General features: G+C 71.2%; 12 protein-coding genes and 1 pseudogene. 2 read left to right on the top strand and 11 right to left on the bottom strand.

Going from position 1 to position 15,458, the window contains the following annotated elements; all coding sequences use genetic code 11:
* Positions 1 to 3 precede the first annotated feature (3 nt).
* Positions 4 to 430 (bottom strand): annotated as a pseudogene (locus J5V16_RS25800) (type II toxin-antitoxin system VapC family toxin).
* Positions 431 to 667: 237 nt separating this feature from the next.
* Positions 668 to 3,469 carry a helix-turn-helix transcriptional regulator gene (locus tag J5V16_RS17540; RefSeq protein WP_208497809.1) on the bottom strand — a complete coding sequence of 934 codons (2,802 nt, stop codon included), beginning with the start codon at positions 3,467 to 3,469 and terminating at the stop codon, positions 668 to 670.
* Between the two features lie 201 nt (positions 3,470 to 3,670).
* Between J5V16_RS17540 and J5V16_RS17535 the strand changes: the two genes are divergently transcribed.
* Positions 3,671 to 4,282: a hypothetical protein gene (locus tag J5V16_RS17535; RefSeq protein WP_208497808.1), complete on the top strand. Its 612-nt coding sequence runs from the start codon at positions 3,671 to 3,673 to the stop codon at positions 4,280 to 4,282.
* A gap of 221 nt (positions 4,283 to 4,503) precedes the next feature.
* On the opposite strand, the gene J5V16_RS17530 is transcribed toward J5V16_RS17535, so the two are convergent.
* The 5 genes from J5V16_RS17530 to J5V16_RS17510 all read right to left on the bottom strand — a co-directional run bounded on the left by J5V16_RS17530 (position 4,504) and on the right by J5V16_RS17510 (position 10,188).
* Positions 4,504 to 5,409: a hydroxymethylglutaryl-CoA lyase gene (locus tag J5V16_RS17530; protein ID WP_208497807.1), complete on the bottom strand. Its 906-nt coding sequence runs from the start codon at positions 5,407 to 5,409 to the stop codon at positions 4,504 to 4,506.
* A gap of 161 nt (positions 5,410 to 5,570) precedes the next feature.
* On the bottom strand, positions 5,571 to 6,158 hold the full coding sequence (locus J5V16_RS17525; RefSeq protein ID WP_208498005.1) for a TetR/AcrR family transcriptional regulator: 588 nt from the start codon (positions 6,156 to 6,158) through the stop codon (positions 5,571 to 5,573).
* A 252-nt stretch (positions 6,159 to 6,410) separates the two neighbouring features.
* The gene (locus J5V16_RS17520; protein ID WP_208497806.1) at positions 6,411 to 7,289 is read right to left on the bottom strand and encodes a mechanosensitive ion channel family protein; all 879 of its coding nucleotides are present in this window, start codon (positions 7,287 to 7,289) and stop codon (positions 6,411 to 6,413) included.
* 99 nt (positions 7,290 to 7,388) lie between these two features.
* Positions 7,389 to 7,964 (bottom strand): dCTP deaminase, encoded by a 576-nt coding sequence (gene dcd / locus J5V16_RS17515; protein WP_208497805.1) that lies wholly within the window; start codon positions 7,962 to 7,964, stop codon positions 7,389 to 7,391.
* A gap of 61 nt (positions 7,965 to 8,025) precedes the next feature.
* Positions 8,026 to 10,188: a hypothetical protein gene (locus J5V16_RS17510; protein ID WP_208497804.1), complete on the bottom strand. Its 2,163-nt coding sequence runs from the start codon at positions 10,186 to 10,188 to the stop codon at positions 8,026 to 8,028.
* Positions 10,189 to 10,282: 94 nt separating this feature from the next.
* On the opposite strand from J5V16_RS17510, the gene J5V16_RS17505 reads away from it, so the two are divergent.
* Entirely contained in the window at positions 10,283 to 10,978 is a 696-nt protein-coding gene (locus tag J5V16_RS17505) for a glycosyltransferase family 2 protein (protein ID WP_208497803.1), read from the top strand.
* Positions 10,979 to 10,992: 14 nt separating this feature from the next.
* Here the strand turns inward: J5V16_RS17505 and J5V16_RS17500 are convergent, their stop codons facing one another.
* From J5V16_RS17500 to J5V16_RS17485, 4 genes are all read right to left on the bottom strand, one after another.
* Positions 10,993 to 12,627 (bottom strand): serine/threonine-protein kinase, encoded by a 1,635-nt coding sequence (locus J5V16_RS17500; RefSeq protein WP_208497802.1) that lies wholly within the window; start codon positions 12,625 to 12,627, stop codon positions 10,993 to 10,995.
* A 76-nt stretch (positions 12,628 to 12,703) separates the two neighbouring features.
* Positions 12,704 to 13,294 carry a LutC/YkgG family protein gene (locus J5V16_RS17495; RefSeq protein ID WP_208497801.1) on the bottom strand — a complete coding sequence of 197 codons (591 nt, stop codon included), beginning with the start codon at positions 13,292 to 13,294 and terminating at the stop codon, positions 12,704 to 12,706.
* On the bottom strand, positions 13,291 to 14,718 hold the full coding sequence (locus tag J5V16_RS17490) for a lactate utilization protein B (RefSeq protein WP_208497800.1): 1,428 nt from the start codon (positions 14,716 to 14,718) through the stop codon (positions 13,291 to 13,293). The genes J5V16_RS17495 and J5V16_RS17490 overlap by 4 nt, the downstream gene beginning before the upstream one ends.
* Positions 14,715 to 15,410, bottom strand: a complete 696-nt coding sequence (locus tag J5V16_RS17485) for a (Fe-S)-binding protein (RefSeq protein WP_208497799.1) — start codon at positions 15,408 to 15,410, stop codon at positions 14,715 to 14,717. The genes J5V16_RS17490 and J5V16_RS17485 overlap by 4 nt, the downstream gene beginning before the upstream one ends.
* Positions 15,411 to 15,458 lie beyond the last annotated feature (48 nt).

Genomic DNA, 15,458 nt, shown 5'->3' with positions numbered 1-15,458 from the left:
GCGTCAGATCGCGACGACCAGCAGCACCGACTCCGGGCCTTTGAAGTCGTCCGGGTTCCGCGTGTAGAGCGGAAGCTCGTGGACAGATGCGACCGCAGCGATCATCAGATCCATCTGGCGGGGCTTCGGAGAACGGCCTTGTTCCACCGTCAAGGCGGCGAGTGTGCCGTACCGGCTGGCCGCTTCCGAGTCGAAGGCCAGCGGCTCGAAGTCAGCGATCGCCGCGTTGAGTTTTTTCAAGGCGGCCGATGCGCTGCTCCGCGGTTCGGGCCATCGCCACACCCTGGTGAAGCTCCGTCATGGTGATCGCGGTGAGTTCCGGGATGTCGGGCAGCCGTTCCGGGTTGATCGTCCCGAGATCGATGTAAGCGTAGGTATCGAGAATCCCGCGCGACTCGGACTCAGCCACGAGACCGTTCCCAGGGGTCATCTTGCGATGGCGTTCGACGAGTTCGGCAGCGGTCACCTTTCGACGGTGACTGCGGGGCCGCACCTCCGCCACTTCCACGCCGTTTCGAGTGATCACGTACGTCTCACCATGCTCTACGGAATCCATGATCGCCGCCGAGTCATTGCGGAACTCTCGCTGCGTAATCGTCTGCATACCCGAAGGTAGCACTGCGTGCCCAGTCGGGCTACATGTCGTCGGCGGCTCGGCGTGACCGACCTACAGGTCCAGCTTCGCGAGCTCCGTGCGGGAGGAGACGCCGAGCTTCGGGTAGGCGTTGTACAGGTGGTAGCCCACGGTGCGGGGGCTGACGAAGAGCTGCTCGCCGATCTGGCGGTTGGTGAGACCGTCGGCGGCGAGGCGCACGACCTGGAGCTCCTGCGGTGTCAGCAGTTCGGCCAGGTCGGGCTTCGACTCGACGGCGGTCGAGTCGCCCGCCGCGCGCAGTTCCCCTTGCGCCCGTTGGGTCCACGGCACCGTGCCGAGCCGCTCGAACACCTCCGTGGCCTCGCGCAGGTGCGCCCGCGCCTCGTTGATGCGCCGCACCCGCCGCAGCCACTCGCCGTACAGCAGCTCGGTGCGCGCCCGCTCGAACGGGTCGATGTCGTCGGCGCGGTGCAGCTCCACGGCCCGCGCGAAGTGCGTCCCGGCCTCGGCCTCGGTCGCGAACAGCGCCCGGCACCGCTCCACCAGCGCCTCCCAGTAGGAGCGGCCGGTCGCGTCGGCCCAGTCGGCGAACCAGTCGAAGGCCTCCTTGACCTCCGCGAGCCGCCCGGCCCGGAACGCGGCCTCCACCAGCGTCGGCACCTGCATGAGCACCTCCATGGGGGTGCCGCCCTCGGCGATGCGCAGCAGCCGCTCGAACGCGGCCTCGTACCGGCCGAGCCCGAGTTCCAAGAGCCCCAAGGCGGTGTCGGCGGGGATCACCGAGTCCTCGGGCGCGTCCTGGATCGCGGCGGCCACGAGCTCACGGCAGCGCCGCTCCTCACCGCGGATCGCGGCGATCGGCAGCAGCACCCAGATGCGGCCCTGCATGAGCGCCCGGCGGTCGTTCTGCTCGTGCGCCAGCTCGATCGCGCTGGAGGCGGACGCCTGCGCGTCCGCGTATCGTCCATAGTGGAACTGCGTCTGGGCTTGCACCAGCAGCGCCTGCACGAGCGGGCTCATCGCGCCGCGTTCACGGCAGGCCCGCACCTGCTCGGCGGCCGCCTGGTGCGCGGCGGGCACGTCACCGGCGAGGAAGCGCCAGCGCGCGGCCAGGACCTGGTCGAACGCCTGGAAGTCCTCGTGGAGGGGCTGGTAGTAGTCGTAGAGGGAGCGCAGGGCGTCGACCGCTTCGCCGGCGGTGTCGCCGGGCTGGCGGTTGAGGCCGGCGGCGGCGCGCGCGAGGCGGCGCACCCAGGCGTTGTTCGAGCCGCCGTACTTGGAGGCGAGCCCGGACGCGTACTTCACCTTCGTGAAGTCCCCTGTCTCCCAGGCGTTCCAGACGCCGCGCAGGAGGGGGTAGCCGGTGTTCTCGTGGCCGGTGGCGGCGTAGTGCTCGGCCGATTCCATCCACACGTCGAAGCCTTTGGAGTGGCCGGCCCAGGAGAGGATCGTGGCGCGGATGAGCGCGGTGCGGGCGAGGAGCACGTGGTCGTCGGTGAGGCGTTCGGCGGCTTCGGCGAGTTCCACGGCTTTGCCGGTCATGCCTGCGGCGTAAGCGCATTGGGCGGCCTCGGTGAGGCGGCGGGCGCGGCGGCAGGGGTCGGGGGTGAAGCTCGCGGCGCGTTCGAGGGCGGCCATCTCGGCGACGCAGCCGCCGCGTTCGGCCTCGTAGGAGGCGATGGATTCGAGTGCGGCGGCGGCCTTCTCGTCGAGGCCGGTGGTGGCGGCGGCGAGGTGGCGGGCGGCGCGGATGTCGCCGTCGCCGAACGCTTCGGAGAGGGCGCGGTGGGCTTCGATGCGGCGGGCGCGCGGCGCGGAGTGGTAGGCGGTGGAGCGGATCAAGGGGTGGACGAATTCGATGCGGCCGCGGTGGTAGCGCAGCAGGTCGTCCACTTCGGCCGGTTCGAGGTCGGCGAGGCTGGCGTCGAGTTTGGCGGCGGCCTCGGCGATCACGGCGGTCTCGCCGGTCTCTTCGGCGGCGGCGAGGAGCATGATCGTGCGGGTGCCCTCGGGGAGGGCGATGATGCGTTCGGTGAACGCCTGCTTGATGCGCGACGTGGTGGAGTAGCGGCTGTTGGAGGTGTCGGCGCGCAGCAGCGACTCCTCGTTGTCGGCAGCCGGGAGCTCGAGGAGCGCCAAGGGGTTGCCCTCGGACATGCGGAGGATCCAGTCGCGGCTGGTGTAGGGGATCTCGTCGGCGCGCATGTCCAGGATCGCTTGGGACGCATCGAGGTCGAGCGGGCCGAGGGTGAGTTCGGGGATGCCGGGCGCGGGGAAGTCGGGGGCGAAGCCGTCGCGCACGACCAGGACCATCGTGATCGATTCGGTCGAGAGTCGCCTGGCGGCGAACAGGAGCGCGTTCGTGGAGTCGCGGTCGAGCCAGTGGGCGTCGTCGATGACGACGTAGACGGGCTGCTTCGCGGAGGCGTCCACGAGGAGGTTCAGGAGGGCGAGGCCGACCTGGAGGGAGTGGGCGCGGCCGGTGCCGTCGCCCATGCCGAGGGCGGTGCGGAGGGCTTCGGCCTGGGCGGCGGGGAGGCGGTCGATGCGGTGGAGCAGGGGGTGGAGCAGCATCTGTAGGCCTGCGTAGGACCAGGTGTGCTCGGCTTCGACGCCGAGGGTGCGCAGCACGGTGAAGCCTTCGGCGCGGGGGATGACGGCGTCGACGATGGCGGATTTGCCGATGCCGGGTTCGCCGCGCACGACGAGCGCGCCGCCGTGGCCGACGCGGGCGCCGTCGAGAAGGGCCTGGATCGAGTCGAGTTCGGCGTCGCGGCCGTAGAGGACGGGGCGGCCGTGGTCGGCGTCGTCCAAGAGCGGGACGCCCCGGGGGGCGTCCTGGCGCGCGCGCGTGGTCTCGGCAAGGTTTTTCACGGCGGCTCCATCCTCAGGACGACCGGGGACCCTTCCAGGGTAGCCACGGGGTCCGACCGCTCGCATCTGTCATTCGACTGGGGTCGACTGGGGCGGCCGCCACCTGGTCGAACGCTCGCGCTTACCGGGTTCGGTTCCCAGTCGCCGATCCCAGTCGGGCGACCGGGGCGCGGACGCGGACGCGCTCGTAGCGTCGTTCCCATGACCGCACCGACTCAGATTCCGACGCCGAGGGCCGCCGCGCCGAAGCGCCGCGGCCCGCTCCGCTGGGCGCCGGCGCTGTGGGCGGCGTACGGGCAGGCCGTGGCCTTCGCGGCCGCGGCGGTGACCGCGTTCCTGGTCATCGACATCGCCGCCGAGTTCCATGCTTCGCCGGGGACGCGGCTGTGGCCGTTGGGGGCCTTCGCGATCGGTTTCGTCGTGGCGGCGAACGCGACCCGGCGCACCGGGACGCTCGGCCGTGCCCGGTACACCGGGGCGATCGCGTTGGGGGCGTTGGCACTCGGCGCGCTCGCTGTGGCGCTGTCGCCGGGGTTCGGGTTCGCGATCGGCGCGGCCGGGGCGTTCGGCATCGCCGCCGGGTTCGCGGTGGCGCTGTCGGGCCGGGTGGTGTCGGCCGCGGAGGTCGGGGACGGCTCGGGGTCGATCGCCCTGTCGGCGGCGGCACTGCTGACGGGCATCGCGGCGGGTGTGGGGGCGCTGTTCGCGGTGCCGCTGTACGGCTGGCGGGGCGTGTTCGGTCTCGTGGTGGTGGCGGCGGTGCTGGCGGCGTGGAAGTTCGCGGAATATGTCCCTGATGATTCCGACGAGTAAGAGAAATGTGACGTGAGATTCGTCTGAGTTCCATGGGAACTCTGGGATTTCGATGTCACGATGAGGTCGTCCGGGTATTCGGAGGTTTTACCCGGCACGCGGGCACCGGCCGTCCTGTGGCGGTGTCCGGATGAAGGCCCCGGGGAGGTTCGAGACCCCGGGGCCTTCGCTATGCCCGTGCGCGCCTTCCTGAAGCCGTCTTCAGGCGGCTTCAGGTCTGCTTAAGGTTTCGGCGTCAACCTTGTCCTGGGCCCGGCGCGAAGGACGCCGGACTCGAGCGGCCGGCCCACGATCTCCTGGGCGAGTTCGGCAGTGCGGATGAGGGCTTCGAGGTCCACACCGGTCTCCACGCCCATGTCGTGGAGCATGTGGACCACTTCCTCGGTCGCCACATTGCCGGAGGCGCCCGGAGCGAACGGGCATCCGCCGATTCCGCCCACGCTGGCGTCGAACTCCACGACGCCGCGATCGAGCGCAGTGAGGAGGTTGGCCAGGGCGGTCCCCCGGGTGTCGTGGAAGTGCATGAGCATCGGCAGCGCGGTGTCGACCGCGTCGAGCAGTTCAGTGACACGGCGAGGGGTCCCCATGCCGGTGGTGTCGCCGAACGCGACTCGACCGGCCCCCGCGGCCTCGGCCGCCTCCACGATCCGGGCGACCTTCGCGGGCGCGATGTCGCCTTCGAAGGGGCAGCCGAAGCTCGTGGCGATGATGACCTCGACCGAGGCGAGGTGCTCGCGCGCCAGGCCGCAGATGTCGGGCAGCTCGGCGAGCGATTCGGCCACGCTGCGCCCGATGTTGGCGCGGTTGTGGGTCTCCGAAGCCGAGACGACCACCTCGACTGCGGTGAACCCGGCCTCGAGGGCGCGCTCCACGCCGCGGCGGTTGGGGGCGAGGGCGCTGTAGCGGATGCCGGAGTGCTTCTCGACGGCCTTCCACACCTCGGCGGCGTCGGCCATCTGCGGCACGGCCTTCGGGCTGACGAAGCTGACCGCCTCGATGCGCGACAGGCCCGTGCGCGACAGCGCGTCGATCAGCCGAATCTTGTCGGCGGTCGGCACGGGCGGCTCGTTCTGCAGGCCGTCGCGAGGGGCCACCTCGCGCAGCGAGACCCGATCGGGCTGGTGCATGCTCCGCCTCCCCGGACCGCGACCCGTTGCGGCCCATCAGCCCATGCTAACCCCCATTCCCGCAATGCGGGACGACCGCCAACACGAAAGGAGGTCGGTATACCCGCCCAACGCGCCCGGGCAGGCAGGCGCACGGGTCGCGCGGGAGCGGAGGATCCGCCCTAGCCGGGGTCGAGGGCCCGGAGGGCCGCTGCTCGGAGGAGGGCCGCGGTTTCGTCGGCGCTGACCTCTTCGCCGAGGGAGAGGTACGGGGTGGAGTTCATGAGGCCGAAGGCGCCGTGGGCGAGGACGCGCGCCTGTTCGGGCTGGAGCCCGGGGCGCAGCCGGCACAGCACGCCCACCCACTCCTCGACGTAGACGCGCTGGAGCTTGCGCACCTGGCGGCGCGGCTCCTCGGGGAGCCGGTCGAGCTCGTGCAGGTGGAGGATGACGATCTCGGGCGAGTCGATGACGACCTCGAGGTGGAAGTCCACCAGCGCCTCGAGCGCGGCCTGCGGGTCCTCCGAGTGCAGCGACGCCCAGTGGCGCCCGCCCGCCAGGAGCCGTTCCGAGACGGGGATGAGGGCGTCGGCGAGCATTTGCTCCTTGCCGCCCTTGAAGTGGTGGTACAGCGCGGGCCCGGTGATGGAGGCGGCCGCGCCGATGTCGTCCATCGATACGCCGTGGTACCCGTGCTTGGCGAGCAGTCGGACGGCCACGTCGAGGATCTCGCGGCGGCGCTTCGAACCGCCTCGGCTATCGGCATTCATCTCCACCTCGATGAGGCTACTCGCGCGTACACCCGTGAGCAGGGAGCAAAAGCCCACTTTTGCACACGGCGCAAGTGGCGGATCACGCCGGGGACGCGGGCCGGCCGCACCCCGTCTCCGGAGTGCGGCCGGCGTGTCGAGCAGTGCCCGCCGGGGCCTCCCCCGCCGGGGACCCCGATTCGCGGCGCCTCACCTTGCCGCGCTTGCGGAAACGCCACGGGAGGCCAGACACATCGCCTCCCGGTGCGGCTCCTAAGGCTCGTTCGGCGGCATCGGGCGCTCGGTCTCGAGGCCCGCGCCCGCGCTCGTCCCGCGCGGCCGCGCTCCCTCGGGCATCGCGCCGCCCATCTCGCCCGCCTCGCCCATGGCGCCCGCCGCCGGGGCCTGGGTGTCGGCGGCCGACCCGTACCGCTCGGAGCGGTACTTCTTCGACATCGGCGACGTCGTGTCGCCGGGCATGTCGCCGCCGCTCGTCTGCATCTTCGCCGCCTCGTCCTCGGCGGTGTCGAGCATCCGCTCCCAGCGCGCGCGCATCGGGCCGACGAGCCCGCCGCCGACGCCGACGATGACGACGCCCGCGATCATGGCGAGCACGGTCCACAGGATCGGCGTGGTCACGGTCGTGGCGATCCCGACCTGGCCGAACGCGGCGACCGCGCCGAAGAAGATGATCGCGACCTGGCAGATGCGGGCGACGATGTTCCCGTAGCTCGTCCCGCTCAGGGTGCCGCTGACGATGCCGTGCACCGCGTTGGCGATCGCGAAGGCCACCACGATGATGACGAGCGCGACGAACAGCTGCGGCAGCCAGCCGACGAGCTGGTTGAGCAGCGTCGAGACCGGGTTGTTCCCGAACGCGCCGAACGCCAGCTGCAGCGTGAACAGCAGCAGCATGTAGTAGATGATCTTGCCGAGCAGCTCGCTCAGTTCGAATCTGCCGGTGAAACGACGCAGACCGGATTTCTCGCCGGCCTTGTCGAGGCCGACCTTGTGGAGCAGTTTCCCGATCAGCTTGCCGACCCAAAGGCTGACAAACCAACCGATGATGAGGATCGCCAGGAACGCCAGTGCCCGCGGCAGGAACGCGACCACTGTGTCCAACATGTTCTGGAAGCTCTGCGATATGTCCATAACCGCAGCGTAAGCCTGATAGCGCCCCTAATTCTGGCGTTTCGGCCGAGAAACTGCCAACGGGGAGGTAGCAAGCACCCTGACTTCGGACATGTCGGCCTAGGTGGGCCAAGTGCGCCAGTGCATCCACGACTTCGACGGAGTCGGGCCGCGCTGGTCCTGGTAGCGGGAGAAGTTCGCCCCGGCGCCGTACGGGTTCTCCGCGGGGCTGGTGAGCCGGAAGACGCACAGCTGCCCGATCTTCATCCCCGGCCACAGGGTGATGGGCAGATTGGCGACGTTGGAGAGCTCGAGGGTGACGTGCCCGGAGAAGCCGGGGTCGATGAAGCCGGCGGTGGAGTGGGTGAGCAGGCCGAGGCGGCCGAGGCTCGACTTGCCTTCGAGGCGGGCGGCGAGGTCGGCGGGGAGGGTGATGACCTCGAGGGTGGAGGCGAGCACGAATTCGCCGGGGTGGAGGACGAAGGACTCGTCGTCGGCGACCTCGACGGCGGAGGTGAGGTCGTCCTGCTGCTTCGACGGGTCGATGTGGGTGTACTTCTGGTTGTTGAAGACCCGGAAGCGCCGGTCGAGGCGGACGTCGATGCTGGAGGGCTGCACGAGCTCGTCGTCGAACGGCTGGATGCCGAGGCGGTCGTTCTTGACGGCATCGAGGATGTCGCGGTCGCTAAGCAGCATGGCCCCAGCCTACGGACAGCCCGTCTAGGCAGGTCAGCCGGTCCGCCGGTGTGTGTCGTGTTCACGATCCGGCGGGCGGGATCGCGTACGCGACGGTGCCGAGTTCGTGGTACTCCCAGCCGTCGGGGACGAGCATCCGGCATTCGTCGAGGTCTTCGGCGCAGACGATGGCGTCCATGGTCGCGGGGTCGGGCGGGGTCTGGCCGGGGACGATCGACTGGAGGGCGAAGATCTCGGTGTCGGCCGGGAGGAGGATCCACCACGGGTACTCCCACGAGTCGTTGCCCTGGACGAGGCCGACGCGGTCGGGGTCGGTCTCGGCGACGGCCGCGGCGGCCTCCTCATATTGCGGCATCCATTCGCGGCGGCGCATGAACCGCTCTTCGATGTCGGTGACGCTGAAGACGCCCCAGGTCCCGGCGAGGCGCCGCGGGTAGCCGTATGCGACGGTGAGGACGCCGGCGAGGGAGGCGACGACGGCGATCACGGTGACGAGGACGCACGCGGCGCGGCGGCGGCCCCGTTCGCGGGCGGTCTTGACGAACCCTTTCGCGATCCCGGCGGCGAGGAGGCCCGCGGCGGGCGCGCCGAGGACGACGAGGAAGACGACGAGCCGGTTCACCCAGGGCTGCCACGAGACGGTGCAGGCGACGCCGATGAAGGCGACGGCGAGGACGGCGGCGTAGGCGCGGCGCAGGCGGGGGCCTTTGACCGCGAACCAGACGAGCCCGGCGAGGGCGGCGACGCCGGTGACGGGGAACGCGGCGCGGTCCTCGTCCGGGTACCAGGCGGGCACCGGGAACCGGGTGGAGCCGAAGGTGATGCGGGGGTCGTTGGGGTCGACGCCCATGAGGTTCGCGAGGCCGTTGACCGCGGCGGCGAACGCGTCGGAGAGGAAGAACAGGGGCGTGTCGAGGTTGGTCTGGGCAATGCGCAGGCCGTTGACGAGGAGGAGGCGCGGGTCGGCGGTCTGGACGCCGATGGATTCGCGCAGCACGTCGGGGCCGAGCGGGTGCCCGAAGGCCTGGTGCATGCGGAGCAGGAAGGGCCCCACGAGGATCAGGGCGATGGCGAGGATGGCGAGGGACGCGGCGACGGTGGCGGTGCGGGCGGTCGCGGCGCGCGAGGCGTCGGCGCGGGAGCACCGCCGGGGGCTGCGGCCGCACAGGCAGGGGCGGCGGCGGTGGCCGTCGCGCACGAGCCGCCCCACGCCCCACACGAGCAGGAGCGGCGCGGCGGCGAGGAGCCCGGTGCTCTTGGTGACGGCGATGAGCCCGAGCGCGAGCCCGAGGTAGAGCGCGTCGGAGCGGGGCGCGGTGATCCGCAGGAGCGCGTTCGCGTCCCCGGGCCGGGTGAACTCGTCGAGGACGATCGTGGCGAGGCACGCGACCCAGGCGGCGGCGACGAGGTCGACCTGGGTGCTGGAGGCCTGGAGCAGGATCTCGGGGGTGGTGGCGAGGAGGAAGACGGTGGCGAGCTGGGCGACGGGGCCGCCGCCGAGCTGCGCGGCGATCCGGGAGGCGGCGAGTGCCGCGCCGATCCCGGCGAGGAACTGCAGGAGGTTGTACGCGGCGTCGCCGCCGGAGAGGAGCCGCAGGTGGGCGAGGAGGTACTCGGAGCCGGGCCCGATGTCGACCTGCCGGTGGATGTCCGTGGGGTAGACGGCGACGCTGGCGTTCTGGACCCAGTGCTCGATGCGCGGCAGGTGGTAGGTCTGGGAGTCGAAGTTGTTGGGCGACGATGCGATCGCGAGCACGGCGACGCTGATCGCGAGGATCGCGATGACGCACCCGAGCGCCCACTGCCAGGCGGGGGCGGCCGCGGCGGCGGACTTGGTGCGCCGCCAGGTGCGACGGGTGGCGCCGCGGCGGGAGCGGAGCTCCTCGCGGAGGGCGTCGAGGGGCTGGCCGCGGCCGGTGAAGCGCGCGAGCGGCCCGCCGCCGTCATCGGGGGTCACGTCTCGCACGGAGCGCACGAGCACGGCCGCGACCACCGCGGCGGTCGCGGCGAGCCACGCGGTGAGGACCGTGGGCGCGGTGAGCGCGGTGAACGCGGAGGCGACCTCGACGACGCCGATCGCATACGCCCCCAACAGGACCGATGCCCGCACGACGGCGAGCCGGGCGGGGGCGAGGACGGCCCCGTCGCCGGGGCGGACGGCGTAGGCGAGCGCCGGAAGCAGGAGCAGGAGCCACAGGACGAGCAGCACCAGTACATTCAACACCCTGCGTTCAACACGACCCGTCCGGCCGATGCCGTCCTGGCATGAGCGCGTTATGGTTGTGCAATCTTGTTCGATCCGCGGGGATGGAGCAGCAATGCTGTTGTCGATTCTCGTTCCGGTCTTCAACGAGGAACGCCTCGCTGCCGGAACGCTGAAAGAGCTGCTCGCAGTGGAGTTCCCCTGCGAGACCGAGATCGTTGCCGTCGACGACGGCTCCCGCGATCGCTCCTGGGAGGTCCTGCAGACCTTTGAGGACAATCCACGGGTGCGGTTGATCCGCCACGACCGCAACAGGGGCAAGGGCGCGGCGATCCGCACGGCCGCCAAGTCCGCGCACGGCGACCACGTCGTCGTCTTCGACGCGGACGGCGAGTACGACGCCGCCGACCTGCCCCGGCTCCTCACCCCGGTCCTCGACGGCAAGGCCGAGGTCGTGTACGGGTCGCGCTCGTTCGGCTCCCACTCGGCGTACTCGTTCTGGTACGTCATGGGCAACAAGGGCATCACCCTCGCCGCGAACATCCTCTTCAACTCCTACATCTCGGACCTGGAGACCTGCTACAAGCTGCTCCCGCGCCAGATGTACCTGGACTTGAACATCCGCTCCGGCGGCTTCGGCATGGAGGCCGAGCTGACCGCGAAGCTCCTCAAACGCGGCATCCGCCCCTACGAGGTGCCGATCTCCTACACCGCGCGCAGCCGCGAAGAGGGCAAGAAGATCACCTGGACCGACGGGGTCCAGGCGCTCTGGCTCCTCGGCCGCGAGCGCGTGCGCCGCAACCGCCGCTAGCCGGGCGCCTGCCCTCAGAGGGCGGCGGTCCGCCACTGCTGACCCGTGTCGCCTTCCGCGCACGGGTTGAGGACCGGCGCGTAAGCGCCCTCGGGGGTGACCGGCTCGTCGGACACGTCGAGGCAGTAGTTCCCGCCGCCCACGGCGCGCACCTTCCAGAAGTCCGCCTCCTCGGCCTCGTCGGTGCGCAGGTACTCGAATTCGAAGACCGGGCCGTCGCAGCTCTCGCTGAAGTTCATGAACTCGCCGTCCCAGACGACGCACATGGTGGCGTCCTCGCCGGCGGAGACCTCGTACGTGTGCTCGAAGCGGACGCCGTCGCCGCTGTCGGCGATGGCGAACTCGTCGATCCCGTCACCGTCGCACGGGTCCATCCGCGCGCTCGGCGGCGGCGTGTCGAAGTAGCCGATGAGGCAGTCGCCCGACTCGGCGTTCACGAGGATCGACGCGGCGGGCACCTCGGGTTCGCCCGCCTCCTCCGGAGAGGTCGTCTCGGTCGACGCATCGGTGTCCGTCGCGTCAGCTGACGTCGGCCCGCCGCTCGGGTCTTCACCGGCGCTGCGGCCGTCCGGTTCGTCCTCGTCGAGGAACTGCATGACGCCGATGGTCAGGCCGACGGCGGCGACCACCGCCGCGAGGCCGAGCAGCACGCCGCGGCCGCGTTTCCGCCTGGGCCGCTCCGCATCAGCGGCGCCGTGCCCGGCCGCGGGCGGCATGGCGCCCGGCGGCATCGCCGCGGTCGGGCGCGGCGGCGGCGACGAAGACACCAAAAGGTCCACTGTGGTCCGATCGGGTTCGCGGGCGACCGTCCTCGCCTGGGCCACCGCGACCCTGCACTCCCGCGCGAACATTCCCGCCGAGGCCGGGCGGTCCGCCGGGTCCTTCGCCATCGCCCAGTCCACCAGCTCGGCCGCCGCCTGCGGCACGCTCGGCGGCAGCGGCGGCGGCGACTCGTGCAGGTGCCCGGTGATCACGGCCGCGGGCGAGTCCCGGTCGAACGGGATCGCGCCGCTGAGGCACTCGTACGCGATGACCCCGAGCGAGTACAGGTCCGAGGCCCCGGTCAGCTCCTCGCCGCGCAGCTGCTCGGGCGAGGCGTACCCGACGGTGCCCAGCACCGTGCCCGTGGCGGTCAGCGCGGTCTGGTCGCGCCGCAGCGCGATGCCGAAGTCGAGGATCGTCGGCAGGCCCTTGCCGTCGACCATGATGTTGGCGGGCTTGATGTCCCGGTGCACGATCCCCGCCGAGTGCGCCGCTTCGAGCGCGTCGGCAATCTGCGCGAGGAGCGGCAGCACGCGCTGCGCGGGCAGCGGCGCCTGCCGGTCGACGACCTCGTGCAGCGAGCGCCCCTCCAGGAACTGCATGACCAGGTAGGTCATGACCTCGCCGCTCTCGTCCCGCTCGGCGCGGATGTCGTAGATCTCGACCACGCCGCGCGCCCGCAGGGCCGCCACCGTGCGGGCCTCTTCGACGAAGCGCCGCCGGAAACCCTCGTCGTCCGAGAGGGAGGGGTGCAGGACCTTCAGGGCGACGGGCCGGCGCAGCATCGTGTCGTCAGCGCGCCACACCTCCCCCATGCCGCCCGAGCCGATCCGTTGATGGAGGAGGTAGCGATTGCCCAGCAGCACACCGGGTCTCGTGAGGAGCATGACGGCGATTATGACCGGGTGCGACCACTACGGGGCGCTCGCCCCGTATGAGCAGAGGGTGGCCGACCAGGCCGGATCAGAGGAGCACGACCTTGAGACGGCGCGGCCCGTGCACGCCTTCGACGCGCTGCAGCTCGATGTCACTCGTCGCCGACGGACCCGAGATCCACGTCTGCGGGGCCGTCCGGTCGAGCATCGGCAGCGCCTCGGCCAGATGCCCCACGATCTGCTCGGCGCGCACGACCACCACATGGTGGTCCGGCACCAGCGTGATCGCCCGCCTGCCCTGGGCCGCACCGGTGTCGAGCATGATCGTGCCCGAGACCGCCACGGCCGCCGCGCAACCGGTCAGCACCGCGTCCATCCCGTCGAGGTCCGCCGTCGAAAGGCCCTCGTCCGCGACGAACTCGGCCCCGCCGAGCCGCCACTCCGCGGGCAGGTCCGCGGGCACCACGACGCGCTTCGCACCCGCGAGCGCCGCGGGGATCGACGCCAGGCCGTGATGCACGTTCGCCTTGTAGTCCACGAGCCGGTCGATGAGCATCGCCGTGATGTCAACGCCCGCATCCAAAGCGCGGCGGTACTCACGCGGCGGCACCGGCGCCTCGCCCGCGCCTTCCAGCGCGCGGCGCATCCGCGCCAGGATCTCCTCGCGCGCGCCGCTCATCGCTGCCGCTCCTTCCACCAGTCCCGGAAGTCCTCCTTCGGCGGCACCGGCAGGTCCCGGCTCACCGTCCACCGGCTGCCCGGCCACGGCAGGCGCCGCAGGAACCCCTTGCGGCGCCATGGCATCGAGCCGAACCTCGCCGCTTTGAGGGCGGCCCGCCAGAGCCGCGGCCTGGCCATGACGGCCTTCGCCGCGCCCATGGCGGCCTTCTCCCCCGCCTCGTGCGGACCCTGCTGGCGCAGGTGGACCAGCACTTCGGGGATGTTGATCTTGACCGGGCAGACCTCGTAGCAGGCCCCGCACAGGCTCGAGGCGTACGGCAGGTCGTCGTGGCGGCCCGGCTCGAGCTGCGGCGCGAGGATCGCGCCGATCGGCCCCGGGTAGACGTGGCCGTACGCGTGCCCGCCCGTCCGCTCGTACACCGGGCACACGTTCAGGCAGGCCGAGCAGCGGATGCACGAGAGCGCCTGGCGGCCCACCTCGTCGGCGAGGACGCCGGTGCGGCCGTTGTCGAGCAGGATCACGTGCACGTCCCGCGGCCCGTCACCCTCGCGGGACCCCGTCCACACCGAGGTGTACGGGTTCATTCGCTCCCCAGTGGATGATCGGGGCAGCAGCTGCATGAAGACCTCGAGGTCGCCGAAGCGCGGCAGTAGCTTCTCCAGCCCTACGATGCTGATGAGCGTCTCGGGCATCGTGAGGCACATGCGGCCGTTGCCCTCCGACTCGACCACGACCAGCGAACCGGTCTCGGCCACCGCGAAGTTCGCGCCCGACACCGCGACCTTCGCCGACAGGAACCGCCGCCGCAGGTGCAGCCGCGCGGCTTCTGCCAGCGCCGCAGGCTCATCGGTGAGCCCGCTCGGCGCATCGCCCATGCTCTGGGTGAAGATGTCCCGGATCTGGGTGCGGTTGTAGTGGATCGCGGGCACGAGGATGTGGCTCGGCTTGTCCTCGGCGAGCTGCACGATGAGCTCGGCCAGGTCGGTCTCGAAGGCCTTGAGGCCGTGGGCCTCGAAGTGCTCGTTGAGCTCGATCTCCTGGGTGGCCATGGACTTGACCTTGACGACCTCGTCGGCACCCGCCTCGCGCACGATCCGGGCGGCGATCTCGTTGGCCTCCTGGGCGTCCCGCGCCCAGTGGACGGTGGCGCCGGCGGCGGTCGCGTTGCGCTCGAACTCGATCGCGAGTTCGGGGAGGCGGTGCTGCACGTCGGCCTTGATGGCGGACGCGGTGTCGCGCAGCCGCTCCCAGTCGTCGAGCTCCCCGGCGACGTTGGCGCGCTTGGCGCGGATGGTGCCGGTGGCGTGGGCGAGGTTCTTGCGCAGCTGCGGCATGCCGAGGGCGACCTTGGCGGCCTTGGGGAACGGTGCGTCGGCCGGGATGAGGGAGGCGGCCGGGACGATGCGGGCGTCCGTGCTCATGCGGCGCTCGCGAGGATCTCGGCGTAGTGGATCGGGCGGGGGCCGCCCGATCGCGAGATGCCGCCGCCGATGTGGGTGAGGCAGGAGTTGTCGGCGGCCGCGAGGTATTCGGCGCCGGTGTCTGCGGCGTGGCGGCATTTGTCGGCGAGCATCGCGGAGGAGACCTCGCTGTTCTTCAGGGCGAAGGTGCCGCCGAAGCCGCAGCACTGGTCGGCGGCGGGGAGGTCGACGAGGTCGATGTCGCGGACGGCGCGCAGGAGCCGGAGGGGCTTGTCGCCCAGGCCGAGTGCGCGGGTGCCGTGGCAGGTGGGGTGGTAGGTGACGGTGTGGGGGAAGCGGGCGCCGACGTCTTCGACGCGGGCGACGTCGATGAGGAACTCGGAGAGCTCGTAGACACGCCGGCCGATGGTGCTGCCGGTGAGGTGGGGGTACTGGTCGCGGGTCATGGCGGCGCAGGAGCCGGACGGGGTGACGACGGCGTCGTAGGGCTCGAAGACCCGCTCGAAGGAGCGGGCGAGCCGGGCCGCGTCGTCTTTGTAGCCGGAGTTGGCGTGCATCTGGCCGCAGCAGGTCTGGGCGGCGGGGAAGTCGACCTCGTAGCCGAGGCGTTCGAGGACGGCGACGACGGCTTTGGGGGTCTCGGGGAAGAGGGCGTCGTTGACGCAGGTGATGAACAGTCCTACGCGGGGCATGGCGGTCGCACCTCTGCTTCCGGGTGGAGCGGGCCGGTGGCCTTTGCA

The organism is Glycomyces niveus (assembly GCF_017592475.1).
Classification (GTDB): Bacteria; Actinomycetota; Actinomycetes; order Mycobacteriales; family Micromonosporaceae; genus Glycomyces; species Glycomyces niveus.
The sequence above is the reverse complement of the archived record's forward strand: the minus strand, read 5'-3'. Positions and strand labels throughout refer to the sequence as shown.

Bases quoted from the DNA above. Each gene is read 5' to 3' on its own strand.
- J5V16_RS17490 (WP_208497800.1), bottom strand. From the start codon at position 14,718: ATGAGCACGGACGCCCGCATCGTCCCGGCCGCCTCCCTCATCCCGGCC.
- J5V16_RS17500 (WP_208497802.1), bottom strand. From the start codon at position 12,627: ATGCTCCTCACGAGACCCGGTGTGCTGCTGGGCAATCGCTACCTCCTC.
- J5V16_RS17520 (WP_208497806.1), bottom strand. From the start codon at position 7,289: ATGGACATATCGCAGAGCTTCCAGAACATGTTGGACACAGTGGTCGCG.
- J5V16_RS17485 (WP_208497799.1), bottom strand. From the start codon at position 15,410: ATGCCCCGCGTAGGACTGTTCATCACCTGCGTCAACGACGCCCTCTTC.
- J5V16_RS17535 (WP_208497808.1), top strand. From the start codon at position 3,671: ATGACCGCACCGACTCAGATTCCGACGCCGAGGGCCGCCGCGCCGAAG.
- dcd (WP_208497805.1), bottom strand. From the start codon at position 7,964: ATGCTGCTTAGCGACCGCGACATCCTCGATGCCGTCAAGAACGACCGC.
- J5V16_RS17495 (WP_208497801.1), bottom strand. From the start codon at position 13,294: ATGAGCGGCGCGCGCGAGGAGATCCTGGCGCGGATGCGCCGCGCGCTG.
- J5V16_RS17505 (WP_208497803.1), top strand. From the start codon at position 10,283: ATGCTGTTGTCGATTCTCGTTCCGGTCTTCAACGAGGAACGCCTCGCT.
- J5V16_RS17530 (WP_208497807.1), bottom strand. From the start codon at position 5,409: ATGCACCAGCCCGATCGGGTCTCGCTGCGCGAGGTGGCCCCTCGCGAC.
- J5V16_RS17525 (WP_208498005.1), bottom strand. From the start codon at position 6,158: ATGAATGCCGATAGCCGAGGCGGTTCGAAGCGCCGCCGCGAGATCCTC.